A 26,647-nucleotide genomic window follows, 5' to 3' on the forward strand; every position below is an offset into this window, starting at 1 on the left:
TATACTCAATTGATATGAAAGACATGATATGAAGCAAAAAGCCCCTTTATTTAATCAGACTATAAAGGGGTGAGAGCTACCACACGAAACGGTAAACTAAAAACGTAGGTTGAAGCCTAGCTCAACGCTACCATCAGAACGGAATACGTCTCCCGGACTAACGCGCTTTTGACCGAATGTATATTTCACATACGGTTCCACCCATTTGGGTTTCAGCGTAAAAGTGACGTCTTGGCTGTTGTAATAGCCTTTTGAGCCCGTTAATTGGCGGTCATGACTGAATGAATAGGAAAAGTTCATAAACTGTGTGGGAGAGTAACTGGTACCAACCGTGTTCTTCCATTCCCTATCTGTCATATCTATGAGGGATAAAGAAACATCGCGCCATTCATGCGATGTATTAGCAAAAACCATAATGTTACTCGTGATAGCTGTGCCACCAAATAGGCCTATGTCGTAGATATCGATAAGATCTGCTCGGCCATAACTTACGAAAGCTTCAGTGTAAAAGTTACCCAACATCAAGCCGTAACCAGTCCCTATTTCTAGGTAACCTTCCGAGTCAATTTCTGCACTGATGTTGATTTCTTCAGTTGCTTGAATGACACCAGAGACTGTACCTATCCAGCTGTCTCCGGCTTTTGCTGTTTGAAAACTTAAACTCGGCTCGTGGTAGCTTAATGTTTGTAATTGATGGTCGTTTGCATATATGGCAAAGGGCATCAATAAAGTGATCAATAGTCGTTTCATCGTGTTCTCAACTCTCAAATAAAAAGGAGCCGCTAATAAGCGGCTCCTTTGCTTTTATCTTTATTATTTTTTATTAGCTACGACTAGCGCGGTCTTTTACTGCTTGTTTAATTTGTTGACGTTGTTCTTGAGAAAGAGATTGAATTTTTTCACGAAGTTCTCGAGGGTCTTTATCAATTCCGTAGCCTGGGTCTATGTTATCGAAGCCATTGTCGATAATACCTAGTGCACCTTTTACGTTGTCTTTTAGGTCTTGGTTTACTGAACCCCAGATGATTTTTCCATCTTTATCGGTTACTAGGACCAACTCACCACCATTGAAACCTTCGATTGTAATAACCACACTGTTTTTCATTTCTTCACGGTGTACATTTTTTACCAATGAGTCGTTGTCAAAGCCTGGGTCGTTAATGATAGGGTGATCGGCTTCAGGTCCTTCCCAGTTGATGCGCTTTATTACTCCATCAGTAATTGTAATATCGACAGACTTAGTACCATCAATAGAACTAATTTGGACGTAACCACCGTAGTTTATTACATCGACCATAATTAGCTGATCGTTAACTCTAATCTGGTATAAGCCACTACCATCTTCGTTTACATCAACTGCGCGAGCTTCAGCAACTTCTTCGCCGTTGAATTTTATTGAGCCATCTTCACTTACAAACCAAACGTCACTTGGGTTAACACCGTAATCGGGATCCGGCTCTGGAGAGTTCGGGTTGCCAAAATCTGGGTCAACTGGCGTTTTGATTTCGGATGCAATCAAGCGGCCATTTTCAACGGTGAGTACAACTTCTCCACCGTGGTTGCCGTGGAAGACAATAGCATCGCCCTCTTTTTGAATGTAACCAACGGTATCGCCGTTTGTATTCTTCACTTCATTGCCATCGGTGATGAAAACAGTGTCATTAATGAGAACAATGGTATTTCCATTGTTCCCTTGCATAAGTCTAGCTTTATGGTTTCCTTCATCACCGTCTACTAATGCAACGTTGAAGTGCTCTCCTTCAATATGTTGAACATCTGCAATCCCATCTTGAGTTGCTGGTGGATTGCTACTTGAACCAGAAGAAGAACAACCCGCTAGGAAAGAGGCTGCGATAAGTGTGCTTAATAGTTTTAGTTTCATGGTTTACTCTCAAATATTGTATAGGAACAAAGGTTGCTTCTTGCAGTGTTATGTGGAGTTCCTAGCCGATGAGAGAAGTATAGGGATGGAACAAAAAAGCCTCTAATCCCTTAAAAGAATAGAGGCCTTAACGATGAGTTATTAATGAAACAGAGTAAAGAGGGTGATAACCGTTAGTTATCATTGAGCAATAGCTCGAGTTTTTTCTTGAGCCACAATGTGACCGGACTGTTTCGATTTTTATGGTGGTAATACGCACAAACGGTTGGTTGAACGTCTGTGCTATCGAATAGCAAGTTTATTACTCGAAGTGACGTTTTCTGCTCGATCTCCAGAAACTTAGAAGCAGGAAAAATCATGTCTGAGTTTCTTACGACATCAATGACAGCGGATGGTAGTTCTGAGCGAAAACCAATGTTGGCAGTATGACCCTTTATCTTGAGAATCTTCTCCGCAATAGATTGATGGGAGTTCCAATCAACGGCAATCACAGATGCAAGCTCAAAATTTACACCATCTTTTATTTCTAGATAATCGTTTTTGTATGGGTGATCTTCTCTTACATAGCCTTTAAATGTGTCTTTTGCGATAGGCTGTTGCAGTAGCTCTTTCGGCGCGTGATTTATCTCATAGTTCAATCCGATGTGTACTTCATCGTTGATGATGTCGGTCATCGTTGTGCCTGACCAATTTAATAGTTGAACTTGTACCTGAGGCGCTTCTGCTCTTATTGCTTTAAAAAGTTTACTTGAAAGGGATGAAAGCAAATATGGAGATAGGGCGACTTTAACAATACCTTCAAGCTCTTCAGGATTGAATTCGTTGCTATTGTTTAATGCTGAAGAGAGTTCATCAAGTATTGGAGAAATACTCTCAGCCAACATGTTTGCGTGTTCAGTTGCGCGCAAACCGTGGTGAGTTTTGACAAATAACTCATCGTCGAAATGATCACGTAATCTTTGGAGAGCTTTACTTATTGCAGGTTGAGATACGAATAGGCGATCGGAGGCTCTCCGCATATTTCGTTCTTGATGCAGAATAATAAAAGTGCGGAGTAGATTTAAATCCAAATTGGAAAATAGGTCTTTTGCCATATTGAGTACCGAAATAAATTTGTAATTTAATAATAAGATGGTGTTCGGTCTAGGACAAATAGATATTTCGCATAGGTGTGATGCCAGTAAAATAAAACCCGCACTTGGCGGGTTTATTAGTAACACTCTAAATCTTTTTACTGCGTAACAGGCTTAACTTGTTTGGTTTGTCTTACCGCAAGGATAAGTTGCGGCAGCAGTGACATCACGATCATGCCAGTCATTAGTGAATATTGGACTGCAGTGAATGATTCACCCATTAACACCATGCCCGTCACGATGCCCGCAACTGGGTTTGCAATACCGCCGAAGGTGAAATCAACCACCGACATACGTTGTAGCAACCACACATACATGCCGTAACCCAGCGCTGTGTTTAGCCCAATCACCCACAATAGACCCATAGCATTACGATAATCGAAATGAGTGACAGCATTAACATAAGGCTGCGGGTCGATGAACGCATGAACGCCAGAAGCGACACACAAAATCGTACCACCCAAAATTAGCTGCCACGTTAATACCTTCCACCAATGCATGCGATTACCCAGTGATTTGGTAATGCTGCTGCCGATGACAATACACATGATTGCGGCGAACATGGCACCTAAACCGATCGGGTTTAATGCGATCTGACTTGGATTAAACAATATCCACGCTAAGGTGATCAAGCCAATACCAGACAAAGCTTGAATCAAATGCGGGCGCTGCTTTTTCACTACCCAGTGGAAGATCATCGCGAACACCGGCACAGAGATCATACCCACGCCAGAGATTGCCGAAGGCAGCGTTAGCGCCATTACGAAGATCAAGCCAAAGAAGGTCGCAATATTGATAAGGCCCAATGTGAAAATGATCTGCCACTCGCCTTTTTTAGGCAGCGTTGGTTTTACCGCTAGCAATAACAAACCAGCAGGTAACGCACGCAAAGCACCCAATAATAATGGTGGCCACTCCTGTAGCGTAAATTGCGTCACTGCATAGGTTGTTCCCCAAAAGAATGCGGGGATCATTGCTAATAATATGTTCATCTGAAATATCTTTACGTTAAGATAACTATTGTGTGAACTGTATACTGAGAACTAGTGGTTGTAAAGTATCTTTATGTTAAACTAGTTTGAAGTAATCAGACTAATAACGGAGCGAGATCGCAAATGGATGCTATCGACCGCGTAGTAGAGCAATGGGCAAAGGAAAAGCCTGAGCTAGAAACTGAGCCTATGGCAATGATGGGCCGGATTATGCGTATTGCCAAGTATATGGAGACGCAAGTTGCCGAGCTTCATAAAAAATACGACATGAAGCTGGGTGAGTTTGATGTGCTGGCGACGTTGCGACGTTCTGGAAAGCCTTACCGACTGACTCCGTCAGAACTGATCGGGTCGATGATGCTGACATCAGGCGCGATGACCAATCGCCTTGATAAGCTAGAAGCCAAAGGGCTGATCAGTCGTGAGCACAGCAAAGAAGACAGACGCAGCGTGAGTGTTCAGTTAACAAAAGATGGTCTTATTCTGATTGATCAAATGATGACAGAGCATGTCGAAACGCAAAAAAAGCTCGTTAAATCACTGTCTACTAGCCAGAAGAAGAATACTAACCAGTTGCTTAAAACATGGCTGAGTGCTTACGAGTAATTGACTGGCTGGATCGGCTTGCTGAATTTATTGAACTGAGTTAACTCAAACTGATTTGAAAACCGAAGTGATGAGCTTCGGTTTTTTTGTGCTTGTTAAACGGGGTTATTTCTCTGACTCATTTAGATGACTTAGGCTGAGCCGAGGCTCTTCAGCACTTCTCTAGCTTTTTCAAAGCGAGTGTTTCAAAGCGAGTGTTTCAATGAATTTAAGATAATGGTAACAGCATTGAGGTTGTTCAATCTTCGGATTTAGTCAGTAATTTGTATGCGAGTATGTCTACTAAAATTTCAAACAAGTTGTTCTATTTTTCTCGTTATCATCTTAATGCTAAGTCGAATAACCTATCGGCAATGAAACTTATCAAGGCTTAGAACTATGAACACTAGATTGAACGACACACTGACTTTTTTCGCTCGTATTTTATTGGCTTACTTGTTTATTCAAGCGGGTTGGGGAAAGCTATTTAGCTATGAAGGAACGGCGGGATACATGGCTTCTCAAGGAGTCAGCGCTTACTTATTACCTTTGGTTATCTTACTTGAACTTGGTGGTGGGCTTGCGATTCTAGCTGGATTCATGACTCGCTTTACTGCGTTTTCGATTGCGTTTTCGATTGCGTTTTTCTCTTTGGTTTCTGGTGTTATGTTTCACTTCGATCCAAGTTCGTCGGGGCAAATGATTCACTTCTACAAAAACGTCTCAGTTGCTGGTGGATATCTGGCGTTAGCGGTACTTGGCGCAGGGTCGTTTAGTGTTGATTACTGGTTGTCTAACAAGCTGAAGGAAGACGCTAAATGGACGCGCTTAATGGCTTTTGTTCGTTAGTGTTTTTGTCCAATCGCAGTTTATTCGTTAGTGTTGTTGGCGCAACTTATGAATAAAAAACCGAAGCCTAATCGCTTCGGTTTTTTTGTTCCTGAATCAGAATTTAAAGTAATGTTTTCAGTATGGTTTGTTTTAAATATGGTGCTAAGTGACGGATTAAGCTTGCAGCATCTCGTCACTGAACAGTTCTGCGCAGCCAATACCATTAATGGCGCAGCTTTCATCAATGTCTGAAATGTCACCGCTGACCCCAATTGCACCAAGTACCGTTTTATCCTTATCTCGAATCAGTAGCCCCCCTGGAACTGGTACCATGTTTCCGTGTGCCAGCACGTTTACGGCGGAGATGAATGCTGGACGGTTGTCAGCATCTTGGGCGAGTTTTCTAGAGGAACAACCCAGTGCGAGTGCCCCCCACGCTTTAGCGATCGCGATATCTGGTCGCATCATGCTAGAGCCGTCTTGACGTTGCAAAGAAATCAGCTTGCCACCGCTGTCTAAGACGGCGACCGTCAAAGGCTCAGTGTGGATCTTGTTTCCTGCTTGTAAGGTGCCATCAATGATGGTTAACGCTTGTTGTAGAGTCAAACTTCCCATGTTATCTCCTAGTTTTTCAAGGGGCCGTGTACCAAGCTAAGTCAGCCAATCATGACTCTTGTTGGTGAGCATCATTGACTGATTCAGTTCGGTACAAGAGTCCTAACTGGACTCTTGTAACAGCCCATAGCTGGGTAAAGTTAGGAAGGCAGCGAACTCATCGGCTGTAGAAAGTTGATAGAAAAGATCAGCTGTCTCTTCAAATCGACCTGCTGCATAGCGCGAGTCTCCGACTTCATATTTTATGGTGTCTAGCTCTTGGTAAAGCCAAGAGTGGAATAGTGATTTGGTAAAGGTTTGGCCATCATCGAGTGTTACCCCGTGGTGGATCCATTGCCAAATATTGGCTCTCGATATCTCAGCGGTCGCGGCATCTTCCATAAGGCCGTAGATAGGTACACAACCATAGCCTTGAATCCATGCTTCGATGTAATACAGTGCAATACGGATATTTTTACGTACTCCTGCTTCGTCGCGGCTGCCTTCACAAGGTTTTAGCAACGAGTCTGCATTGATCACATGCTCTGGGCTTTGGAAGTCCATTTGGTTTACTTTGCCATCAAGGTGCTTATCAAAGATCGACATTGCCAAATCAACCAGTGCAGGGTGCGCAACCCATGTGCCATCGTGTCCGTTTTGAGATTCTCTCTGCTTATCTTCGATAACCTTGGCGGTGACACACGCCATCTCTTGCGGATCTTTCGCTGGAATAAAGGCTGACATGCCACCCATTGCTAGTGCGCCGCGAGCATGACAAGTGCGTACCAACAGTTGGCTATAGGCGTTGAGGAATTCTTGATCCATACCGATCCCGTGACGATCTGGCAGGATGCGGTCTTTATGGTTCTTCAGCGTTTTGATATAGCTGAAGATGTAATCCCAACGGCCACAGTTCATCGCTACGATATGATCACGCATTGCATACAAGATCTCTTCCATCTGGAACACGGCTGGTAGCGTTTCGATCAATACTGTCGCGCGAATGGTGCCTTTGGGCACATGGAAATAGTGTTCGGTGAAGCTGAAAATATCGTCCCACCACTGTGCTTCTTCCATGCTTTCAAGTTTTGGAATGTAGTAGTAAACGCCTAAACCTTGTTGTGCACGTGATTGATAGTTGTGGAAAAAGTACAAGGCGAAGTCCATCAAGCAACCGCCGATAGGCTGATTGTTGAATTGGATGGATTGCTCAGGAAGGTGGATCCCTCGCGGGCGTGCGATCAGCAGTGCGGGATCGTCGTTTAATTGGTAACGCTTCTGCTTCTTCTCATCGAAATGGCTAATGGTGCCAAGGTTGGCGTCTCTTAGGTTGATTTGCCCTTCGACCATATTGGCCCAAGTCGGGGAAGACGCATCTTCAAAGCAGCACATGAAGACTTTCGCGCCTGAGTTTAGTGCGTTGATCACCATCTTTCTTTCGATAGGCCCGGTGATCTCTACTCGGCGATCGAGCAGCTCTGGTGGCGGTGTCGCCACTTTCCACTCTTTATTCTGGCGAATGGAAATGGTGTCTTTTCTAAAATTGGGTAACTCACCCTCGTCATATTGAGCTTGTTTTACGTCGCGGTCACTTAGCAGGGCATGACGGCGATCTCCAAACTTATTGACGAGAGCTTCTAAGAATTTTAATGCATCTTTAGACAAGATCTCTTTGTACTCGGAGTTGTCCATATTCCCAAGTACCTGCATACATTGTACTTCTTCTCTCTCTTTTACGTCATTCATCATTGTCGTCTCCTTTAAACAATACGATGTCACTTTGTATACAAAATGCTCTTTTTAAGGGTATTTATATTGTAGAAATTGTAAACAAGCAAACAGTATTTAACATTTATTTATCATTTGATCTTTTTGTAATTTATTTTTACGTAAAGATATTTTATGTAAAGCAATGAATTGTAAGCTTTTCAGGGCAAGTGCGTACTTAATGTGATGGGTTGATGTAACAAAATTGTTTCATTCTGGGGTTGATAAATAGTGAGGATGGTTCATAGTACACAAAAGTTAGTTTAATTGTATACAATCTGAACTGGAGGTTCGAATGGCAATTATGAAAGCGATTGAAGCAGCGGTAGAAGTGCTTAAACGTGAAGGTGTAGACATCGCATTTGGTGTTCCCGGCGCAGCAATAAACCCTATGTATGCGGCTATGAAAAAGCTCGGAGGAATCGACCACGTCTTAGCTCGTCACGTAGAGGGTGCATCCCATATGGCTGAAGGGTACACGCGTACTAATCAAGGCAATATAGGTGTGTGTATTGGTACTTCTGGTCCTGCGGGAACGGACATGATCACGGGTCTTTATTCTGCGTCTGCTGATTCGATTCCAATTCTATGTATCACAGGCCAAGCGCCCCGTGCTCGTCTTCATAAAGAAGATTTCCAAGCGGTCGACATTGAATCTATCGCTAAACCAGTCACTAAATGGGCAACCACGGTGCTGGAACCTGCACAAGTGCCACGCGCATTCCAAAAAGCCTTTCATTTAATGCGTTCGGGTCGCCCGGGTCCAATCCTGATTGATCTACCGATTGATGTTCAGCTGGCTGAGATTGAGTTTGATATCGATACCTATGAACCGCTAGAACCTTACAAACCGCAAGCAACCCGCGCGCAGGTTGAGAAAGCATTAACCATGATGTCTCAATCTGAAAAACCGCTGATTGTATCGGGTGGTGGCGTGATTAACGCTGGCGCATCTGAATTGCTCCAACAGTTTGCAGAAATCACCGGAGTTCCTGTGATTCCAACCTTGATGGGTTGGGGCTCGATCCCAGATGATCATGAATTAATGGCAGGCATGGTAGGGCTACAAACTTCCCACCGTTACGGTAACGAAACCATGCTCAACTCTGACTTTGTGTTTGGTGTCGGTAACCGATGGGCAAACCGTCATACCGGCTCTGTCGATGTTTACACCGAAGGCCGAAAGTTTGTTCACGTTGATATTGAACCGACCCAAATCGGTCGCGTGTTCTGCCCAGATTTAGGCATTGTCTCTGATGCGAAAGCAGCGCTAGAGCTGATGGTTGAAGTGGCGCAAGAGTGGCGTGACGCTGGCAAACTGCCGAACCGAAATGCTTGGGCAAGCGAGTGTCAGGAACGCAAATCGACCATGCTGCGTAAAACCAATTTCGATGAAGCACCAATGAAACCGATGCGTGTTTATGAAGAGATGAACAAGGCATTTGGCCGTGACACTTGCTATGTGAGCACCATTGGTTTGTCGCAAATCGCTGCCGCTCAGTTCCTGCATGTTTATAAGCCGCGTAACTGGATCAACTGTGGTCAGGCTGGCCCATTGGGTTGGACAACACCAGCCGCATTAGGTGTACGAGCGGCCGATCCAGATCGCGATATCGTTGCTATCTCTGGTGACTACGATTTCCAATTCATGATCGAAGAACTGGCCGTTGGCGCGCAATTCAACCTGCCATACATTCATGTGTTGGTGAACAACTCGTACTTAGGTTTGATTCGCCAAGCACAGCGCCAATTTGATATCGACTATTGTGTACAACTGGCGTTTGATAACCAGAATGCGCCAGAGCTTGAAGGCTACGGTGTTGACCATGTTGCCGTTGTTGAAGGCCTAGGCTGTAAGGCAATTCGAGTTCGTGAACCAGACCAAATTGCCGCTGCGTTTGAGCAAGCCAAAGAGCTGATGAACAAGCATAAGGTACCAGTGGTTGTTGAGCTGATTCTTGAGCGAGTAACTAACATAGCAATGGGCGTTGAGATCAATGCCATCAACGAGTTTGAGCCACTTGCCGAAAGTCGCGGCGATGCCCCAACGGCGCTAGCGTACAAGTAATCATTAAGTCATGTGTATCCGTAGAGCTGAGGTTTAGCTCTACGGAAAAGCCTGCAATTGAGCGAGGCTTGACTAGACAGTCATCGTTTCACCAAATAAAGAATAAGGACAGAGTCATGGCAAAATTTGCAGCAAACTTGTCAATGTTATTCACGGAAGTTGATTTTATGGATCGCTTTGAAGCCGCCGCAGAAGCGGGTTTTCAAGGTGTGGAATATCTTTTTCCTTACGCCTTTGATGCTCAGGCAATCAAAGCAAAGCTCGATGCTAACAACTTAGAGCAAGTGCTATTCAACCTGCCTGCGGGTGATTGGGATGCTGGCGATCGTGGTATCGCGGTCGACCCAGCACGAGTTGAAGAATTTCAAGCGGGTGTACCTAAAGCCATCGCTTACGCAAAAGCGCTCGGTTGTACTCAAGTGAATTGCTTGGCGGGGATTGTTCCGCAAGGTGTCACTCAACAAGACGCGCAATCGGCGTTTGTGATTAACCTGCATTACGCGGCGAACGCGCTAGCAGCAGAAGGAATCAGCTTAGTGATAGAAGCGATCAACACCCGTGATATTCCGGGCTTCTTCTTGAACACCACAGAGCAAGCCAAAGCGATCATTAAAGAGGTAGGGAGCGATAACCTTTCTATCCAATACGATATTTATCACATGCAAATTATGGAAGGCGATCTAACGCCGACCATGCAACAAAATATTGGTCAAATCGCACACGTTCAACTGGCGGATAATCCAGGCCGACACGAACCGGGTACCGGAGAAATCAATTACCCATTCGTGCTCAATTATCTTGATGAGCTTGGTTATCAAGGCTGGGTTGGCTGCGAATACAAGCCAAAAACAACGACGACAGAAGGCCTTGGTTGGCTGCACCAGTACCGTTAATTGCGTCTGGTAACCCTCAAACGTTAAGGAGAACAACATGTCTAAAATTGCATTTATCGGAACTGGCATCATGGGTAAACCTATGGCGAGCAACCTTCAAAAAGCAGGTCACGATTTGATTCTGTCGGACCACTTTAATGCAGCACCTGCCGATCTTGTGGCAGCGGGCGCAACGGTCTGTCATTCACCAGCGGAAGCGGCTGAAGCAGCAGATATCGTTATCTTAATGGTGCCGAATACACCACAAGTTGAAGATGTCCTGTTTGGTGACAACGGCGTCGAGAAAGGTCTAACTGCGGGCGGTGCAGCTGGAAAACTGGTTATCGATATGAGTTCTATCTCACCTATCGCGACCAAAGCAATTGCAGCGCGAATTAACGAAGGCGGCGCGTCATACCTTGATGCTCCGGTTTCGGGCGGTGAAGTAGGCGCGATTAATGCAGCGCTGACTATCATGGTGGGCGGTGAGCAAGACGCGTTTGATAAAGCTCGTCCTCTGTTCGAAATCATGGGTAAGAACATCACGCTAGTAGGCGACAACGGTGCGGGTCAAACCTGTAAGGTCGCAAACCAAATCATTGTTGCTCTGAATATCGAAGCCGTGTCTGAGGCGTTAGTCTTTGCTTCGAAAGCAGGCGCTGATCCAGCACGCGTGCGTCAGGCGCTACTAGGCGGTTTTGCTAACTCTAAGATCTTGGAAGTGCACGGTGAGCGTATGGTTGAAGGCACATTCGACCCTGGCTTTAGAATCTCACTTCACCAGAAAGACCTGAATCTTGCGCTAACGGGCGCACAAGAATTAGGTGTCGCACTACCGAATACGGCTAACGCTCAAGAGCTATTTGGCGAGTGCGCCGAAATGGGCGGTGAAGGTTGGGACCACTCTGCGCTTATCCAAGCGATTGAGAAACGTTCTGACCACTCGATTCGTTAATTAATTAGGGCTGCTATCGATGCGTAGCCCAACAGTTTGTTTATAAATCGCGTAGTTTCGTCTCCTTTTATACGCGTTCCTGATACGAGGCAGAGGTTGAAGTTGTTCCTTTCCAACTTGATCTTAGCAGGCACCCTTTGGCCTTGTATCGGGGTTCTTTTTTTCTCCGTCAACTAAGGAGTGGCTGATGGACATTGATGCTAAGCAGTTTCTGCAAACCCTTTTCTCAAGTGCTGTTAATCAGGCGCTACCTAAAAATCACATCGAACCTTTTCTTCCTAAAGACATTTTTTATCGCTCTGCTAACCAAGCTGGGCGAACTGTCGTTATAGGAGCAGGTAAAGCAGCCGCGTCGATGGCCGCTGAGCTCGAAGCCGTCTGGCAAGTTAAACAACAGCAAGATCTCGCACTGCGTGATCTTGAAGGCTTAGTCGTGACCCGCTACGAACACACCGCCCCTTGCGAACATATCGAAGTGATTGAAGCTGCGCACCCCGTGCCAGATGCGATGGGCTTAGAAGTGAGCCAACGTATGCTGCAATTGGTGAGTGGCTTGAGCGCTGACGACACGGTTATTTGTCTATTGTCGGGTGGCGGCTCTGCACTATTAAGCTTACCCGGTGGTGACATCAGCCTAGCAGAGAAGCAACAAATCAATAAGGCGCTGCTTAAATCAGGCGCCGCCATTGATGAGATGAACTGTGTGCGCAAACATCTATCTTCGATAAAAGGTGGTCGACTCGCCAAAGCTGCGTATCCAGCAAGAGTTGTGTCACTGGCGATTTCGGACGTGCCGGGTGATGACATCAGTGTGATTGCATCGGGCCCAACCGTACCCGACACCACCACGCGTTTTGATGCGATGGCCATTTTAGAACGTTATCAAATAGAAACACCACGCTCGGCATTTGAATGGCTAAATAATCCAGAGTCAGAGACCATTAAGCCAGATGATGCCTGTTGGAAGAACGCGGAGCACCATATTATCGCCACCCCGATGTCGGCATTGGAATCCGCTGCAGCAGAAGCTGAAGGCTTAGGTATTCCGGCTTATGTGTTGAGTGATTGCATAGAGGGAGAAGCGCGAGAAGTGGCGAAGGTTCATGCAGCGCTGGCTAAGCAAGTGGCCAATCACAAGCACCCATTTGAGACGCCTTGCGTGATACTTTCCGGTGGCGAAACCACAGTAACCGTTAAAGGGAATGGTCGCGGTGGGCGTAACTGTGAGTTCTTGTTGAGCTTGTATAACGAGCTTAAGGGACAAGACAACATATTTGCATTAGCTGCCGATACTGACGGGATTGATGGTGTTGAAGATAATGCAGGTGCGTGGATCACGCCTCAAACATGGCAACAAGGTTCGAGCCTGTCGCTTAAGGCGCAAGACTACCTCGATGCCAACAATAGCTACGACTTTTTCAAGCAAGTCGATGTGCTTCTTACCACGGGACCAACGCTGACCAATGTGAATGACTTCAGAGCAATATTGATTCTTTAACTTGAACAGTTCAAAAACACGGTATGGAATGGTCGCTTCTTAACAAATAGAGCGGCCATTTTATTGTTATCAATGCGGTGACCTTGAGTTCTGAGATTATCTTCTGGACTAATGAAGCACGTTGATTACTATGATTTTAGTAACGAGCTGTAAAGGATGCAATATGTCTAGGATCAGACAAAAGAATCAAGATTTAATCATCGAAGTCGCGTGTGAACAATTCGCTACTCATGGTTATGCCGCAACAAAAATGGCCGATATCGCGAAAGCGGCCGACATTCCCAAACCCAACGTATTCTATTACTTCAGCTCAAAAGATAAGCTCTACAATGCCGTTTTAGAAACCGTCACTCAGCCATTACTGGAAGCGTCTCGTCCAATTGAAGAGCTCAGCGATCCTGTTGAAGCCCTATCTCAATATATTCAAACCAAGCTGATCATTTCTCGCGACCATCCACATGCCTCTAAAGTGTTTGCCAATGAAGTGATGTCTGGCGCGAAAGTGCTGCCGAAAGAGATTGGCGATGAGCTGTATAAGCAATCCCAGATGATTCTTGATAAGTTCTCGACATGGTCGGCGCAAGGTCTAATGGACGATGTTCCTGCACATCATTTAATGTTCACCATCTGGGCAGCCACCCAAACCTATGCTGATTTTGGCTGGCAGATTTGCAGCGTGATGCAGAAAGATCAGCTCGATGATAAAGACTATGAAGATGCCGCTGAATTCATCACCCAGTTGGTGATTAAAGGGTGCGGTGTGAAAAGCTAACGTTATTTGAACGTTTTTTTGGGTCTGCGATTGCAGGCCTTTTTTGTTTGTGCGTGTGAGTGAGCATATGTGCAAAGCTACTTTTGTGACCTGTTGTGCAATAACTTATTTATCTTGAATTTGGCTCGGTTAGGTATGCCATTTTATTTAAAGTTAGCGTTATAGTATCGGCAAAAATTCAATTCCCTCATTTTTATCAAAGCTAGAAGCTAATATTAGACTTCTATATTTATTACACGCACAACATATAGGTTTAGCAATGACGCTTAAAAGCTTGGCATGCACCATCAGCGCAGTTCTACTGGCAGGCTGCGGTTCAACGGTCGCGACGCAAACATACAACGCTGATCTGATCATCACCAACGGACAGGTTCTCACCATCAACTCTGAAATGGATGTGATTGAAGATGGCGTTGTGGTAGTGAAAAACGACCAGATTATCGCAGTTGGTAACGAGGATTTGATCACTCAATATCGCGCTGAAAAGGTGATTGATGCTCAAGACGGAATCGTTATGCCAGGCATGGTGAACGCGCACAACCATTTACCTATGATTGCGTTTCGTGGCTTAGGGGAAGAGGGTATTTCGAACCGCTTGTTCGCTTACTTCTTCCCTCTAGAAGCCGAAAAGCTAAGCCGTGAACTGATTTACAACGCAACTAAGCTTGGCTCTATCGAATTGGCACAAAGCGGTGTAACCACTTATGCCGACATGTATTACCACATGGACGAAATGGCCAAGGCGACCAAAGAAGTTGGCTTGCGCGCCGTGCTCGGCGAAACCGTGATTAAGTTCCCGGTGGTCGATGCTAAAGAACCTTACGGTGGGATTGAGTATGCCAAAGGCTTTATTGAGCAATACAAAAGCGACGAGTTAATCACACCTGCTTATGCACCACACGCGGTGTACACCGTGAGTAAAGATAAGCTGCAAGAAATTAATAAACTGTCGGCTCAATACGATGTACCCGTGTTGATTCACGTTGCTGAATTCCCGAATGAAGAAAAGCGCATCAAAGACGAAACCAAAGCGACATCGCCAGTTGAATACATGGATGAAATCGGTGTGCTAGACGAGCGCGTAGTGATTGCTCACGGTATCCACCTTTCAGAAAACGACCAAAAGCTACTGAAACAAGCTGACGCGGGTATCTCATACAATCCAATGGCGAACGCTAAAGGCGCGACAGGCATTGCACCTGCTTGGGAGATGTACCGTGCCGACATGCGCATTGGCTTAGGAACTGACGGCCCAATGAGCTCAAACCAAGTCGATATCATGCGTACTCTAAGTTACGCAGCTAACATGCAGCGCTTAAAGCATTCAGACCGCACCATTATGATCCCTGAGCAAGTGATTGAAATGGCAACCTTAGGTGGCGCGAAAGCCCTACACATGGAAGACCAAATTGGTTCTCTTGAAGTGGGTAAGAAAGCAGACATCGTGATTGTAGAAACACAATCGGCGAACATGATGCCTAATTACGACCCATACGCGACACTGGTTTACCAAGCGAATCCAAGCAACATCGACACCACTATCGTTAACGGCCAAGTCGTGATGGAGAACCGCGTGATGCAGACGGTTCAACTGGATGAAATCCGCCAAAGTGTCGATGAGTTTGAAACAGATATCAAAGCGTTTGCCAAAGAGCTTTCAAAGAAGGCGATTAAATCTAAGAGCTTGATGGATTAGGAAGTAAATCGGATTCCAAAATCGAATAGAAGTAACAAGGCCGACATCATGTCGGCCTTATTTTGTTACGAACTCTCTCCAGAACCTTACTCCTTGAACCTCAGTTCTTTGGATGACAGCAACACTTGGTTAATTGAGGTTGCACTTGGTTAGTTAGAGAAGATCTTGATTAATTAAAGTAGCACTTAACTAATTAGAGCAACTATTGCCATTAGGGATACCGCTACCTAAGAATTCGACGCGAATCTGTTCGATATCTTTTAGATACTGGTTGTTCGCTTGCTCGGTTTTATCAAAGTTGTTAAGCGTGACATTCCATGAAGTGAATGGGGTGGGCTGGAAGTACGCGTATTCGAACTTATTCGCTACGGCGCCATCGCTAATGATGCTGATGTCGTTGGTAGTTGGATCATCTATGCGATAGTAGAACGCGCGTGACACGGGGTTAGAGCTGAACTGGTAATCTTGATTTTCGTATCGATCGGCATAGTTGCCTGAGCTGGAGACACGCAGGTTGAGTTGCTTGCCATAAGGTAAGTTTTCACCCTCTAAGAACACTCGTACCGTGGATAGCCTAACGCGGTCAAACGAACAGAGTTGGACTTGCTCTAATGGAATAGAGAAGTTGAGCTGTCCGGTTGTTGCAAAGCTTTCGAGTTGTTCTGGGCTGGAAATGGTGTAGTTATCGATGGTGAAATCTTGTGGCGCGGGTTGGAAAGAAGACAGAGCATTCACATACTCACTTTCGATGGACGCCAAATCAAATTGGTAGTCCAAGTAGCTTTTGTTGAGAGAAGGCGTGATCTCGCTTGGCTTCAATGCCCAATATTCGTATGCCTGAACATAGTTAGATAAAGCAACGTACATTGGACGTTTGAAGTGCATCAACACTCTCGACAGTTCACGTTCAATCGAATCGAAGTTGTCGGTATCTATCTGATAACCCCCAATTGCATCATTCAGTCTTTGCTGTTGATTGATGGTTATGTTATTGGTTAACAACAAGTCGACCAGCTTTGCTTGTTCCTGAGCAAAGTTAAGCTGGGTGATGTTAATTGCCTTACCCAGAAGCACCTGTTTCTCAAGCTCAAGTAAGTACTGTCTCGTCCCTTTAATGCCTAAGCTATCGGCATATCTTAAGTTGCTGCGGATCTCGGTGATCATCAGATCCCACGCTAGGTTGCTTTCATTGATGGTTGGGATGTTGAAGTTAAAGCCATCCATCGCTTCGGATATCTTCTGGAACTTGATGGTTGATTTAATATCCGCGGTGAGCTGAGAGATACCAGAAATCGTTTTGGTGACGCTATCAATAATGCCCGTGACAGACTTGATATTGGTGACGAGGTTTTTCGCTTTTTCTAATGCTTCTGGGGTTTTAGCCAATTGCTCGGTTAGGTCATTGACCCCTGAAAGGTTGCCTGTGAACACGCCGCTCACTGCACTGCCAATCTCGGCTATTGCTTTGAAAATCGCCAAAGCTGCGTTGAGTTGCTGCTGGGTTTTCCAATTCTCTACGCCAACTAGATAAGTCGTTCTTGCATCGAGAGTCACTAACTCCTGAGCTTTGTATTGGCTATCTACCTCGGTCAGGCTATCGCCTATCTTGTCTATGTTGGATTGGGTTTGTGTGATAATCGAGCTTTGAGCGCGAAGAACGTCTTCGATGTTAGCGAGCGCTAACTTAGCCGCTTCAATCTTGTCTTCAATGACCGTGTTTCTATCTTGAATAATGTTCCATTGAGCTTGATACGCGACCATCGCTTTCAGATACGCTTCGTATTTATCTTGGTACAACACCTTATCGAGATAAGGCACATAGTGGCTCTCTTTGGTACTGAAGCTAATGAATTGTTTGAACGCGACGGTTTGCAAGTAAAGGTCTGAAAGGATTGGATCCTCTTCTACCACTGAACCTGAGTAACGTAAGCTCTGTTCAACCCAGTTGATGAGGTCGAGGCTAAGCTCTGGGTTGGTATCGAACAAGCTAGCAGCCATATCAAAAGAACGATTAACAATGTCTGTAAAAGGCTCAGAAGCCAATTTCATTTGCCCTGTGATGTTCGAGTCGATGGTGGTTCTTCGGTAGTGCTCTCCTGCTAAGACAACGGATTCGCCATCACCGATTTTCCCTGTTAGAGCGTCTCGTGTAATGCTGCCATCGCTTTGGAAAGCGAGCACATTAATCGGTGTCTCTATCTCGCCCGCAATCACAGAAATTGAGGCAGCAGAGCCTTGTTGTCCTAGCACAAATGTCGGCGTGCCTTGACCAACGATTTTGCGTGCAAAAATCAGGATATTTTGGTTATTTACGAGCAAGTTGAAGTTTTCTGGAACCTCAATCGTATCTGCAAAAATGACAACTTTTGAAGGCTTAGTGACATAGAGGTTCTGCTCTGCAATCCAGTCACTTAGGTTGATGTGTAAATCGGATGTTGAACGCGATAAGACGCCAACATCGGAATAGGCAGATTGAACCCAGGTTGGGTATTCGGTTGAATTGGGTAAATTGTTCAGTTCAAGCCAGTCGCTAGAAAAAGCCTGTGGAGAAATGAAAGAGAAATAATAATAGGTAGAAGTCTCATATTTATGTCCTGTCGAAATTAGTAGTCACCAAATTTTGGGTAGCAGAAGCCGCCACCTTAATTTGCTTAAGGTGAGGCTTCTTATTCGGAAGGTAATTTGGCTATCTTGTTATATTTTTAGCAGTTTCGTTGCTGTGTATAGCGTTTCTGTATATAGCGTCGATTTTATCTGTCGCGCTACTTTTCGATAGGTATAGGGACTAATCCATTTTTTGGATATATGCATTGTTTGCGAACGCTTTTGCTTTCTCACTAATATTACTCCAGTTACTTTCTGCAACTGTTGTATTCGCAAGAGCGCCTATCGCACCAAGCATGGTATCGTCTCTCATGATATCGGCATTATCTTGAGCTTGTTCTAGTGCAACGAGCAGTGAAGTGAAGTCGGCATTCATTTTCTGCCAATTCAGTTTCAGCTTATTAATATGTGGAATCGCATTTTCAATTTGCTGAGAAATTATCTCGATACTCTCCGAAGAGCGATGATAAGAGTTATATATTTTTTGCGTGTAAGTTAACTGCTCTTGAAGCTCTTTTACTTCGTTTTGTAATTCGTTACGAAGTTTGCGTGCTTTTTCTGCTTTATCGCCGTAGACGCCCATAATTGGCCCTGCAACCAGAGGGAACCAAGCATAAGTCACTGCGGTAGAGGCGACCGTAACGTAGTGAGTGTAATCTTTGTTGAGTTGAGTGATACGTGCATTGATGTCATTCACTCGTTGCTGAAGCGCACTGCCATCATCGCTTAGATAATCGTTATGGGTACCTTCCAACACATCTAGCTGCAATTTTTGCGTGTCCAGTGTGGCTGAAAATTCCAATAGGCTTCCGCCAACGTCAGACACTTCTTGTTGGTATTTCATCGAAAAGTTCTGCAGGCTTTTTAGGTAAGCAATCGCCATTTTTCTGTTGCGTTCTACTGCTTCTATATCTTCCGGCAGTGGCGAGAATGCTTTGGCCAACATTTCATTCAAAGCATCGCTCAAAGGGGTGAGCATGTAGTCTTTAATTTGTGCGTAATTGGCCAAGCTCAATGAAAGGCCAACGATGCTTGGGTAAAGGTCTTTTTTCCAATAAAAGGCAGTATCGTGAATGTTTGAGTATTGCTCGACCAGTGCTTGAAAATTAGAGAAAGGAATGTCGTTAGGAATACTTAAAGTCGACTTCATACTGGCTTCTGTCACAGGCAGTGCTAAAGCACCTTCGACATAGGCTTGGATCTGATACCACTCTTGCTGTTTGAGAATAAAGTTGTCGGTATCTAAATCAATAAAGACGCCATTCTCACCGATTATCGTATCGTAGGTGACTTGAGGTATGTTTTGTTCAGCTGACGCTTGGTTAACTTGAACTGGCGCTGCTTGAGAAGTGAAAGCAAAAGAAGAAAGTAGCCCAATTGAAATCGAAGATAGTACGAGTGTTTTAGTGATTTTTTTCATCGTTTAGCCCTGTTAGATTTGTTATTAGCTTTTTACAAAGACAATAATCCCCCTACCATTCGATGGCATTTTTAAATATTTATGAAGGGTTATTGAATAGTTTTATATTGTTATTCTTATAATTATTTTTTTGTTTTTAAAATAGACCCCTTTAATGTGTTTTTTGTTTTTATAAGATTCGGTCAATCTATAGTAGATTTATAATTAAAAGTTCTATTTAGATCACATATTTGGATTCATATTGATTGATTGTTGATCTATTGAATTTGTAACTATTCACCCGCGAGCTATTGACGTCGGTTTATGCTAAGAATACTGGCGTCTGATAATCCTCTTTAAGCATATGGTGTTCGACGATTTTACGCAGCCACTTATAAGCTGAGATTTTCTGAAGCTTGGCGGTTTCTATCAGTGAGAACATTCGCTCACGGAACAGATCTCCTCGATATGAGCGAGTCACGTAACAGCACTTTCTCATCAATATATAATTACGCAGGACTCGCTCTGCAGCGTTGTTTGTTAACGGGCACTTGGAGTCATCCATAAAACGCCAGACCATAGTGTCATCAGCGATGAGGTTTCGACATCTACCTCGATATCGTTTTGAGCATTGATAACTGCCCAATTTGAGCCAATGAAGCCAGCTCTTTCGTAACCGCCGGAGTCGGCGGTAATACTGGCTTTCGGTAATTTTTCCTTCGATATACCGGTGGTGACACCTGAATACGCTATGAGCGATTAAAGCGAGTTTTTCTCCGATTTTTTGGTTTTCAGGACAAACGCTCTCCTCGATTGCAATGACGTTCCTTAATATGTGAGCCCAGCATAATTGCCGCTTAGATTCGTCGATATATTTGTAGGCAGAATATTGATCCGTCACTAAAAGGTGTAAAACCGCTTCACCAAGTAGTCGTTTGGCAGCATGTTGGCTTCTTCCGCTGTTAATTTGGAAAAAGGCGACATCATTGCTTAGTGCGGCCCACATCCAGCTTTTATCCTTATTGCGCTGATGCGAAGTCTCATCAGCCATAATCAGTTTAGATGCTTTGACTGTTTCATGGATTTGAGCATGCGTACCGGCTAAGTATTCCGTGACTCGCCCTTGTGCCGCAGAGATTGCACCTGTTGAGAAGTTAAGTTGGAAGACATCTTTCAACATAGATTGTATTTTACCTATGCTTTGGTGGTGCTGGGTTGCTTGGATTGCGATAAAGCTATGTAGATTTGGCCCCATTTGAACATCAGGCACATACTCTGAAAGCTCCGCTTGATGCTTATCACCACACCATGAGCACTCGCCTTTAAAGACTTGATGCTCAATAAGTGTGTACGAAATATCAGGCAAATCGAAGATTTGATGTCGTTTGTAGGGATGTCGATTTGGAACAACACAGCCACCGCAATGGCATGTCTTGTTTGGTAAGTATTGCTCAACCGAGGCACTGTCTTCAACGGGGTGAAGCAGTCGGCGATGGCCTTTATGACCTGGTTGAGCTCCTTGCTTTTTTCCTGATTTCTTCCGATTAGGTGAAGTATTCTTAGCTTTATTATGCAAAGGCTGCTGTGATGGTGGCACAGAAGAGTTTCGACTATTTTGATTTAGTCGGTCTTCAAGTTCAGCCAACTTATTCCATAAAAAATGGATGATATCTTTCGCTTCTTCAGGCGAATCGAAATCTGGCGGAGGTGGTAATGTTTTCTTATTCATACCTCCAGATTGCCACCGAAAAAAGATCACTCAAGTTGAATGTGGGATCAAGTTAACCCGGTCACATAACTTTAGTGTCAAGGCCTCGCGGGTGAATAGTTACTTGAATTTAATGATATTTAAATCACTACTCTTGTGCCTTTTGTCAGGCTAGGTATGGAAAGGTCTCGAGAGGTTTTTATTCTATTCATAAATGCGATAAGTGATAAAAGTATAATTATCCTCATGATTTCCATTATTACTAAATCTGTTGATTAACCTGTTGAATATATAAATAGAACGAGCGTTTTAAATTTGATCTGTGCCAAATAATGTACGGGTTTTATATTAAGGAAAGTTTCTGTTAGTGGCTTTTTATTAGCGAGTGTTTTATTAGTGGAAATTATATTAGATGAAGTTAAATTAGATTCTCTTTAATTAATGACATTGTTTTGGATTTATTAAATCTGGAATTATTTAAGGAAATAGATGGATACGTAGGTTGAGAGGACATCATGTTCATAGGGTTTTAGAATGTTTGCGATATTTTCGAATCTTTAGGATGTTCTGGGTGTTTGCCCATCAAAACCACTCACTTCTGCTTGCAGTGTTTGATGGGCAAGTGTCTTAGTTAGTTGTTATTCATCGCCAGCTTACCGAGCTTCATGGCGGCAGCATGGTGGCGGTGCATCAGTTGCTCCATGTCTACGCCAATCACGGCACCATCGTTAACTCGCCATTTTCCGGCTACCATCACTTTATCCGCTTGTTGAGCACCACAAAGTAGTAATGCAGCCAGTGGATCGTGGCTACCAGAGAAACGAATATCATCGAGTTTGAACATCGCGATGTCGGCTTGTTTTCCGACTTCTAGTGTACCGATATCCGTTCTACCCATTGCGCGTGCTGAGCCTGACGTTGCCCAGCGCAGTGCGTCGAAGTGTGAAACGTTGGCAGAGCCATACTGCAGGCGCTGTAAGTACATCGCCATGCGCACTTCTGCAATCATGTTCGAGCCGTCATTGGAGGCCGAACCATCAACACCTAGCCCGACTTTAACGCCAGCGGCTTCAAGGTCGTTGTTCTTACAAATACCGGAAGCCAGCATCATGTTGGACGTCGGGCAGTGGCTGATGCCAATGCCTGCTTTGCCCAATCGTTTGATCTCTTCTGGATTGAAGTGAATGCCGTGTGCAAGCCAAGTGCGTTCATTCAGCCAGCCCACATCTTCTAGGTAATCGACAGGGCGTAGACCGAACTTCTCGATACAGAAGTCCTCTTCATCGAGCGTTTCGCATAGGTGAGTGTGCATCATCACGTTCTCACGCTCACTGATCTTAGCGGTCTCTTTCATTAGATCGGTGGTGACCGAGAACGGCGAACAAGGCGCGAGTGCGATTTGAATCATCGCCCCTTCATCGCGCTGGTGGTAATCGCGAATCAAGCGTTGGCTGTCATCTATAATGGTTTGTTCGGTTTGAATGGTGTGTCGTGGAGGTAGCCCACCTTCATCTTCCCCTAGGCTCATGGAGCCGCGCGTAAATATTGCTCTTACACCTAGTTTCTCTGCCGCCTCGACTTGTAAATCGATGGCGTGCTCTAGTCCGTTTGGCAGCAAGTAATGGTGGTCTGACGCTGTGGTACAGCCCGACATCATCAACTCAACCAGAGCTAACTCTGTGGCAAGGCTCATCATCTCCGAATCGAGGTTGGCCCAAACTGGATAGAGGCTTTGTAGCCAATGGAAGAGTTCTTTATTCAGTGCGCAGGGGTAGGCACGCGTTAGGGTTTGATAGAAGTGGTGGTGCGCATTGATAAGCCCAGGAGTCACAACATGACGAGAGGCGTCGACGCTGTAATCTACGGGTAAGGTCGGTTCTTTGTGTTTGCCAACCAGCTCAATGATCTTATTACCTTTAATGACAATACCGCCTTCTGCATCAGCCAGCGAGCCAGTGTAGATTGCGAGAGGATTCTTAATCCAGATGGTTTCCATTCATAGTAGTCCTTAGCCATCTCAGCCTTTTCAGGGAAGAGGGTCTTTATTGGTATTTGCTGTTGAAAGATAAATTCGAATCAGGGCGTTAAAACGTTCAATGCTCTAATCAGCCCTGACCCTACGGAAATCGGTTTTACATTAGTTAATGAACCAGTTAGTTCGAGAGTTAGCTAGTCAGTTCGCTTTGGGCTCAGGTTTTTCTGAAGCCGCTTGAACATCTGCTTCTGTGCTTGCTTGTTGAATATCTAATTGCTCGTCTGAGTGTCGTTCTTCTTCAGCTTGCTCTTTCATTTCTAGCTCAACTTGCGCTTGGCTCTCGGCTAACGCTTCTTGCTCTTCTGCGCGTGAAGATTTCGGCAACACAAGGTTTAGAAGAACCGTCATGATGGTGCCTGTTGTAATGCCAGAGTGAAGAAAGTTCGCAAGGTCATGCGGCAAGTGTTGCAGCAACCTTGGTTCGAAAGTGACGGCTAAGCCAGACGCTAAACCAACACAGATTACCAAGGCATTTCGCTTGGTGTCTGCGGCCTTGATCAACATGCGGATACCCGCGTAGGCAATCATTCCGAACATCACAAAACCCACACCACCTAGAACAGGTTTCGGAATCGTGACGGCAATAGCGGCTAATTTCGGGAATAAACCGCCTAAAATTAGTAAACCACCGGTTGCAGCCACTACATAGCGACTTGCTACCCCTGTGATGCCTACAATGCCGACGTTTTGACTGAACGATGCCAGTGGCATTGCCGTTAAAATCGAAGATAAGGTACTGCCAAGGCCATCGCCCAATAGACCACGTTTTAAGTCTTTACCGCTGACTTGGGTTTGGCAGTTGTTGCCTAATGCCATGAAATCACCCGTAGCTTCGGCGATAACCACGATGTACACCAAGCTCATACTGATGATGGCACTCGCAGAAAAGGTAAAGCCATATTTGAAGGGCTCAGGTCCGCCAACCCAAGCGGCAGAGCTGATTTGCTCAAGGTCGACCATGCCGAGTGATAGCGCCACAATGTAACCGCCCGCTAAACCAATCACGATGGCCGAAGCGGCAACCGCGCCTTTACAGTAAACCGATACGCCAACCACAATCCCCAAAGAGATCAGTGCTAGAAACAGCTTTGGCAGCGTGGCGAATTGTTCTGTGTTGGCAGGAGAGTCTCCGACCCAGTTCATGGCAACCGGTAAAATGGTTAAGCCGATTAAGGTAACCACTACACCACTTACCACGGTTGGGAACAGTTTCCTAACCTTGTCCATATAGAAGCTGGCACCAATCACCACGAACGAGCCGATAAGCGCTGAGCCCATGATCGCGGCGACGCCACCTTCGTTACCGATTGAAATGGCTACGCCCAAAAAGGCAAAGCTCGAACCCATCACCACGGGCAGTCGAATGCCAACAGGGCCAAAACCGAGACATTGAGCGACGGTCACAATACCTGACGCCAGCAGCGCAGCATTGATCAGCGAAACGATCTCGGTGTTAGGTAGGCCAATTGACGCGCCGACAATAAGGGGAACAGCGACGATGCCACCAATCGAGGCGAGCATGTGCTGTAATGCGAGTAGGAAGGTTAAGCCGTGAGGCGGTCTTTCATTTAGGGTGTACAGAAGTTTCATTTGATATTCCTCTGCCTGTGTTTCCGTTTACAGGCGACTGGCGGTCAAATAATGACTTCTACAAACTGCGTAGGGTCATAAAAAAGGTGCACTAACCGAGCTGATATTTGTGTGTTCCGCTGATTAGTACAATTAGCTTTTTCTTAAAAATGTTGTTCTAGCATGTGTCTTGATAGCTCGGCCTGCGAACAAGCCAAGCGATAGTTACGTTGGTTGATTAACCGATGAACACGAGCTTCGCGACAAAAATAGCCGCTAAGAAGTACATCGAAATCGAGACGTCTTTTGTTTTACCTGTCGCCAGTTTCAGCACTGTGTAGGTAATGAAACCCAGTGCGATACCATTCGCGATAGAGAAGGTCAGAGGCATCATTAACGCTGTAATGGCTGCGGGAGCACCGTTGGTGAAGTCTTTCCAATCCACGTGCTGCATGCTGCTCATCATCACGAACGCTACGTAAATTAACGCGCCAGAGGTTGCGTAAGCGGGGATCATGCCAGCAAGTGGAGATAGGAAAATCGCCGCTAAGAACAACACACCAACCACAATCGCAGATAGGCCTGTTCGTGCGCCTGCTGCAACGCCCGCTGCACTTTCTACGTAACTGGTTACTGGCGGACAACCCACACACGCACCTGCCACACTTGAGATACTGTCGGCTTTCAGCGCTTTGCTTAGGCCTTCAATTTTTCCTGTTTCAGGGTTAGTTAGGTTTGCACGCTCGGCCACGCCCATCAAAGTACCCGCGGTATCGAACATGTTTACAAAAAGGAAAGCTAAGATAACGCTGATCATTGAAACATCGAGAGCGCCCATAATGTCCATTTTTAGGAACGTAGGCGCTAAGCTTGGTGGAGCTGCGAAGAAGCCGTTGTAATGCACTAAGCCAAGCATCATGCCGACCAGAGTTACACTCAAAATACCGATTAGCACCGCACCAAACACTTTGCGTTCACTGAGAACCGCGATGATAAGGAACGCGATAGCGGCCAGTAGCGCTTCAGGTTTAGTGAAGTCACCTAATGATACCAGTGTTGCTGGGTTTTCGACGACGATACCTGCTGTTTTAAGACCAATTAGACCTAAGAACAAACCAACGCCCGCAGTCATGGAGTAACGTAAACTCACAGGGATACTTTCAATGATCCATTGGCGAACTTTGTAGAAGCTCATCCCGACGAACAAGATACCTGAGATAAACACCGCACCCAGTGCCACTTCCCAGCTGTAGCCCATTTCGCTTACTACCGTGAACGAGAAGAAGGCATTCAAGCCCATGCCCGGCGCAAGGCCGACAGGCCAGTTCGCAAATAACCCCATTAACAAACAACCGATAGCTGCACCAATACAAGTTGCGACGAATACCGCTCCTGCATCCATACCCGATGCGGCCATAATTTGTGGGTTAACGAATATGATGTAAGCCATGGTTGCGAAGGTGGTGACACCGCCGACCAACTCATTTTTCACACTGCTTCCGTGGGCCTTAATTTTAAAGAGTTTCTCTAAAATTCCGTTATTCGCATCTTGGTTGAGTATTTCTGTTTTACTCTCACTCATGTCAGCAAGTCCTTTTATGTTGTGATCCATTTATTGAATACAGCGAGATTTCAATATTAAGTTTTAAGGTTTTTTCCTAGCCGCTATTTCTTTAGCTATCAGTTG

At 45.2% G+C, this 26,647-nt stretch carries 19 protein-coding genes and 1 pseudogene; 8 read left to right on the plus strand and 12 right to left on the minus strand.

What is annotated here, in order from left to right:
• Nucleotides 1-96 precede the first annotated feature (96 nt).
• The 4 genes from H5300_RS10945 to H5300_RS10960 all read right to left on the minus strand — a co-directional run bounded on the left by H5300_RS10945 (nt 97) and on the right by H5300_RS10960 (nt 4,007).
• The gene (locus tag H5300_RS10945) at nt 97-750 is read right to left on the minus strand and encodes a hypothetical protein (RefSeq protein ID WP_029406111.1); all 654 of its coding nucleotides are present in this window, start codon (nt 748-750) and stop codon (nt 97-99) included.
• A gap of 73 nt (nt 751-823) precedes the next feature.
• Nucleotides 824-1,882 carry a hypothetical protein gene (locus tag H5300_RS10950; RefSeq protein ID WP_102442604.1) on the minus strand — a complete coding sequence of 353 codons (1,059 nt, stop codon included), beginning with the start codon at nt 1,880-1,882 and terminating at the stop codon, nt 824-826.
• A gap of 173 nt (nt 1,883-2,055) precedes the next feature.
• Nucleotides 2,056-2,976, minus strand: a complete 921-nt coding sequence (locus H5300_RS10955) for a LysR family transcriptional regulator (protein ID WP_019350867.1) — start codon at nt 2,974-2,976, stop codon at nt 2,056-2,058.
• A gap of 137 nt (nt 2,977-3,113) precedes the next feature.
• Nucleotides 3,114-4,007: a DMT family transporter gene (locus H5300_RS10960; protein WP_182795975.1), complete on the minus strand. Its 894-nt coding sequence runs from the start codon at nt 4,005-4,007 to the stop codon at nt 3,114-3,116.
• 123 nt (nt 4,008-4,130) lie between these two features.
• Between H5300_RS10960 and H5300_RS10965 the strand changes: the two genes are divergently transcribed.
• Both H5300_RS10965 and H5300_RS10970 read left to right on the plus strand, forming a co-directional pair.
• Complete coding sequence (locus H5300_RS10965; RefSeq protein ID WP_004732835.1) at nt 4,131-4,613, plus strand: MarR family winged helix-turn-helix transcriptional regulator; 483 nt, start codon at nt 4,131-4,133, stop codon at nt 4,611-4,613.
• A gap of 378 nt (nt 4,614-4,991) precedes the next feature.
• A complete protein-coding gene (locus tag H5300_RS10970) occupies nt 4,992-5,441 on the plus strand; it encodes a DoxX family protein (protein WP_182795976.1) in 450 nt (149 codons plus the stop codon).
• A gap of 156 nt (nt 5,442-5,597) precedes the next feature.
• On the opposite strand, the gene H5300_RS10975 is transcribed toward H5300_RS10970, so the two are convergent.
• Together H5300_RS10975 and aceB are read right to left on the minus strand one after the other, a co-directional pair.
• Nucleotides 5,598-6,038 carry a heme-binding protein gene (locus H5300_RS10975; RefSeq protein ID WP_004732837.1) on the minus strand — a complete coding sequence of 147 codons (441 nt, stop codon included), beginning with the start codon at nt 6,036-6,038 and terminating at the stop codon, nt 5,598-5,600.
• A 102-nt stretch (nt 6,039-6,140) separates the two neighbouring features.
• Nucleotides 6,141-7,766 carry a malate synthase A gene (gene aceB, locus H5300_RS10980; protein ID WP_182795977.1) on the minus strand — a complete coding sequence of 542 codons (1,626 nt, stop codon included), beginning with the start codon at nt 7,764-7,766 and terminating at the stop codon, nt 6,141-6,143.
• 313 nt (nt 7,767-8,079) lie between these two features.
• On the opposite strand from aceB, the gene gcl reads away from it, so the two are divergent.
• From gcl to H5300_RS11010, 6 genes are all read left to right on the plus strand, one after another.
• Nucleotides 8,080-9,852, plus strand: a complete 1,773-nt coding sequence (gene gcl, locus H5300_RS10985; protein ID WP_102490995.1) for a glyoxylate carboligase — start codon at nt 8,080-8,082, stop codon at nt 9,850-9,852.
• Nucleotides 9,853-9,968: 116 nt separating this feature from the next.
• Nucleotides 9,969-10,745: a hydroxypyruvate isomerase gene (gene hyi, locus H5300_RS10990; RefSeq protein ID WP_017075254.1), complete on the plus strand. Its 777-nt coding sequence runs from the start codon at nt 9,969-9,971 to the stop codon at nt 10,743-10,745.
• 37 nt (nt 10,746-10,782) lie between these two features.
• Nucleotides 10,783-11,679 (plus strand): 2-hydroxy-3-oxopropionate reductase, encoded by an 897-nt coding sequence (locus tag H5300_RS10995; protein ID WP_017076971.1) that lies wholly within the window; start codon nt 10,783-10,785, stop codon nt 11,677-11,679.
• Between the two features lie 187 nt (nt 11,680-11,866).
• Entirely contained in the window at nt 11,867-13,177 is a 1,311-nt protein-coding gene (locus H5300_RS11000) for a glycerate kinase (RefSeq protein WP_182795978.1), read from the plus strand.
• Nucleotides 13,178-13,340: 163 nt separating this feature from the next.
• Entirely contained in the window at nt 13,341-13,949 is a 609-nt protein-coding gene (locus H5300_RS11005) for a TetR/AcrR family transcriptional regulator (protein WP_019826185.1), read from the plus strand.
• Between the two features lie 259 nt (nt 13,950-14,208).
• Nucleotides 14,209-15,645, plus strand: coding sequence for an amidohydrolase (locus H5300_RS11010; RefSeq protein ID WP_182795979.1), 1,437 nt, complete (start codon nt 14,209-14,211; stop codon nt 15,643-15,645).
• Nucleotides 15,646-15,834: 189 nt separating this feature from the next.
• Here the strand turns inward: H5300_RS11010 and H5300_RS11015 are convergent.
• The 6 genes and pseudogenes from H5300_RS11015 to H5300_RS11040 form a co-directional block, all read right to left on the minus strand.
• Nucleotides 15,835-18,230: pseudogene (locus H5300_RS11015) on the minus strand (hypothetical protein).
• Between the two features lie 200 nt (nt 18,231-18,430).
• Entirely contained in the window at nt 18,431-19,669 is a 1,239-nt protein-coding gene (locus tag H5300_RS11020; RefSeq protein ID WP_182795980.1) for an alpha-xenorhabdolysin family binary toxin subunit A, read from the minus strand.
• 301 nt (nt 19,670-19,970) lie between these two features.
• Entirely contained in the window at nt 19,971-21,377 is a 1,407-nt protein-coding gene (gene tnpC, locus H5300_RS11025; protein ID WP_182795981.1) for an IS66 family transposase, read from the minus strand.
• A 610-nt stretch (nt 21,378-21,987) separates the two neighbouring features.
• A complete protein-coding gene (locus H5300_RS11030) occupies nt 21,988-23,352 on the minus strand; it encodes an 8-oxoguanine deaminase (protein WP_182795982.1) in 1,365 nt (454 codons plus the stop codon).
• Between the two features lie 177 nt (nt 23,353-23,529).
• Nucleotides 23,530-24,981: a nucleobase:cation symporter-2 family protein gene (locus tag H5300_RS11035; RefSeq protein ID WP_182795983.1), complete on the minus strand. Its 1,452-nt coding sequence runs from the start codon at nt 24,979-24,981 to the stop codon at nt 23,530-23,532.
• Between the two features lie 217 nt (nt 24,982-25,198).
• Complete coding sequence (locus tag H5300_RS11040; RefSeq protein ID WP_017061593.1) at nt 25,199-26,542, minus strand: NCS2 family permease; 1,344 nt, start codon at nt 26,540-26,542, stop codon at nt 25,199-25,201.
• Between the last annotated feature and the right edge of the window lie 105 nt (nt 26,543-26,647).

It is taken from the genome of Vibrio sp. SG41-7 (assembly GCF_014164465.1).
GTDB lineage: Bacteria > Pseudomonadota > Gammaproteobacteria > Enterobacterales > Vibrionaceae > Vibrio > Vibrio splendidus.

Excerpts from the sequence above, each read along its gene's own strand:
- H5300_RS10945 (WP_029406111.1), bottom strand. The coding sequence starts at position 750 with ATGAAACGACTATTGATCACTTTATTGATGCCCTTTGCCATATATGCA.
- H5300_RS10950 (WP_102442604.1), bottom strand. The coding sequence starts at position 1,882 with ATGAAACTAAAACTATTAAGCACACTTATCGCAGCCTCTTTCCTAGCG.
- H5300_RS10955 (WP_019350867.1), bottom strand. The coding sequence starts at position 2,976 with ATGGCAAAAGACCTATTTTCCAATTTGGATTTAAATCTACTCCGCACT.
- H5300_RS10960 (WP_182795975.1), bottom strand. The coding sequence starts at position 4,007 with ATGAACATATTATTAGCAATGATCCCCGCATTCTTTTGGGGAACAACC.
- H5300_RS10965 (WP_004732835.1), top strand. The coding sequence starts at position 4,131 with ATGGATGCTATCGACCGCGTAGTAGAGCAATGGGCAAAGGAAAAGCCT.
- H5300_RS10970 (WP_182795976.1), top strand. The coding sequence starts at position 4,992 with ATGAACACTAGATTGAACGACACACTGACTTTTTTCGCTCGTATTTTA.
- H5300_RS10975 (WP_004732837.1), bottom strand. The coding sequence starts at position 6,038 with ATGGGAAGTTTGACTCTACAACAAGCGTTAACCATCATTGATGGCACC.
- aceB (WP_182795977.1), bottom strand. The coding sequence starts at position 7,766 with ATGATGAATGACGTAAAAGAGAGAGAAGAAGTACAATGTATGCAGGTA.
- gcl (WP_102490995.1), top strand. The coding sequence starts at position 8,080 with ATGGCAATTATGAAAGCGATTGAAGCAGCGGTAGAAGTGCTTAAACGT.
- hyi (WP_017075254.1), top strand. The coding sequence starts at position 9,969 with ATGGCAAAATTTGCAGCAAACTTGTCAATGTTATTCACGGAAGTTGAT.
- H5300_RS10995 (WP_017076971.1), top strand. The coding sequence starts at position 10,783 with ATGTCTAAAATTGCATTTATCGGAACTGGCATCATGGGTAAACCTATG.
- H5300_RS11000 (WP_182795978.1), top strand. The coding sequence starts at position 11,867 with ATGGACATTGATGCTAAGCAGTTTCTGCAAACCCTTTTCTCAAGTGCT.
- H5300_RS11005 (WP_019826185.1), top strand. The coding sequence starts at position 13,341 with ATGTCTAGGATCAGACAAAAGAATCAAGATTTAATCATCGAAGTCGCG.
- H5300_RS11010 (WP_182795979.1), top strand. The coding sequence starts at position 14,209 with ATGACGCTTAAAAGCTTGGCATGCACCATCAGCGCAGTTCTACTGGCA.
- H5300_RS11020 (WP_182795980.1), bottom strand. The coding sequence starts at position 19,669 with ATGAAAAAAATCACTAAAACACTCGTACTATCTTCGATTTCAATTGGG.
- tnpC (WP_182795981.1), bottom strand. The coding sequence starts at position 21,377 with ATGAATAAGAAAACATTACCACCTCCGCCAGATTTCGATTCGCCTGAA.
- H5300_RS11030 (WP_182795982.1), bottom strand. The coding sequence starts at position 23,352 with ATGGAAACCATCTGGATTAAGAATCCTCTCGCAATCTACACTGGCTCG.
- H5300_RS11035 (WP_182795983.1), bottom strand. The coding sequence starts at position 24,981 with ATGAAACTTCTGTACACCCTAAATGAAAGACCGCCTCACGGCTTAACC.
- H5300_RS11040 (WP_017061593.1), bottom strand. The coding sequence starts at position 26,542 with ATGAGTGAGAGTAAAACAGAAATACTCAACCAAGATGCGAATAACGGA.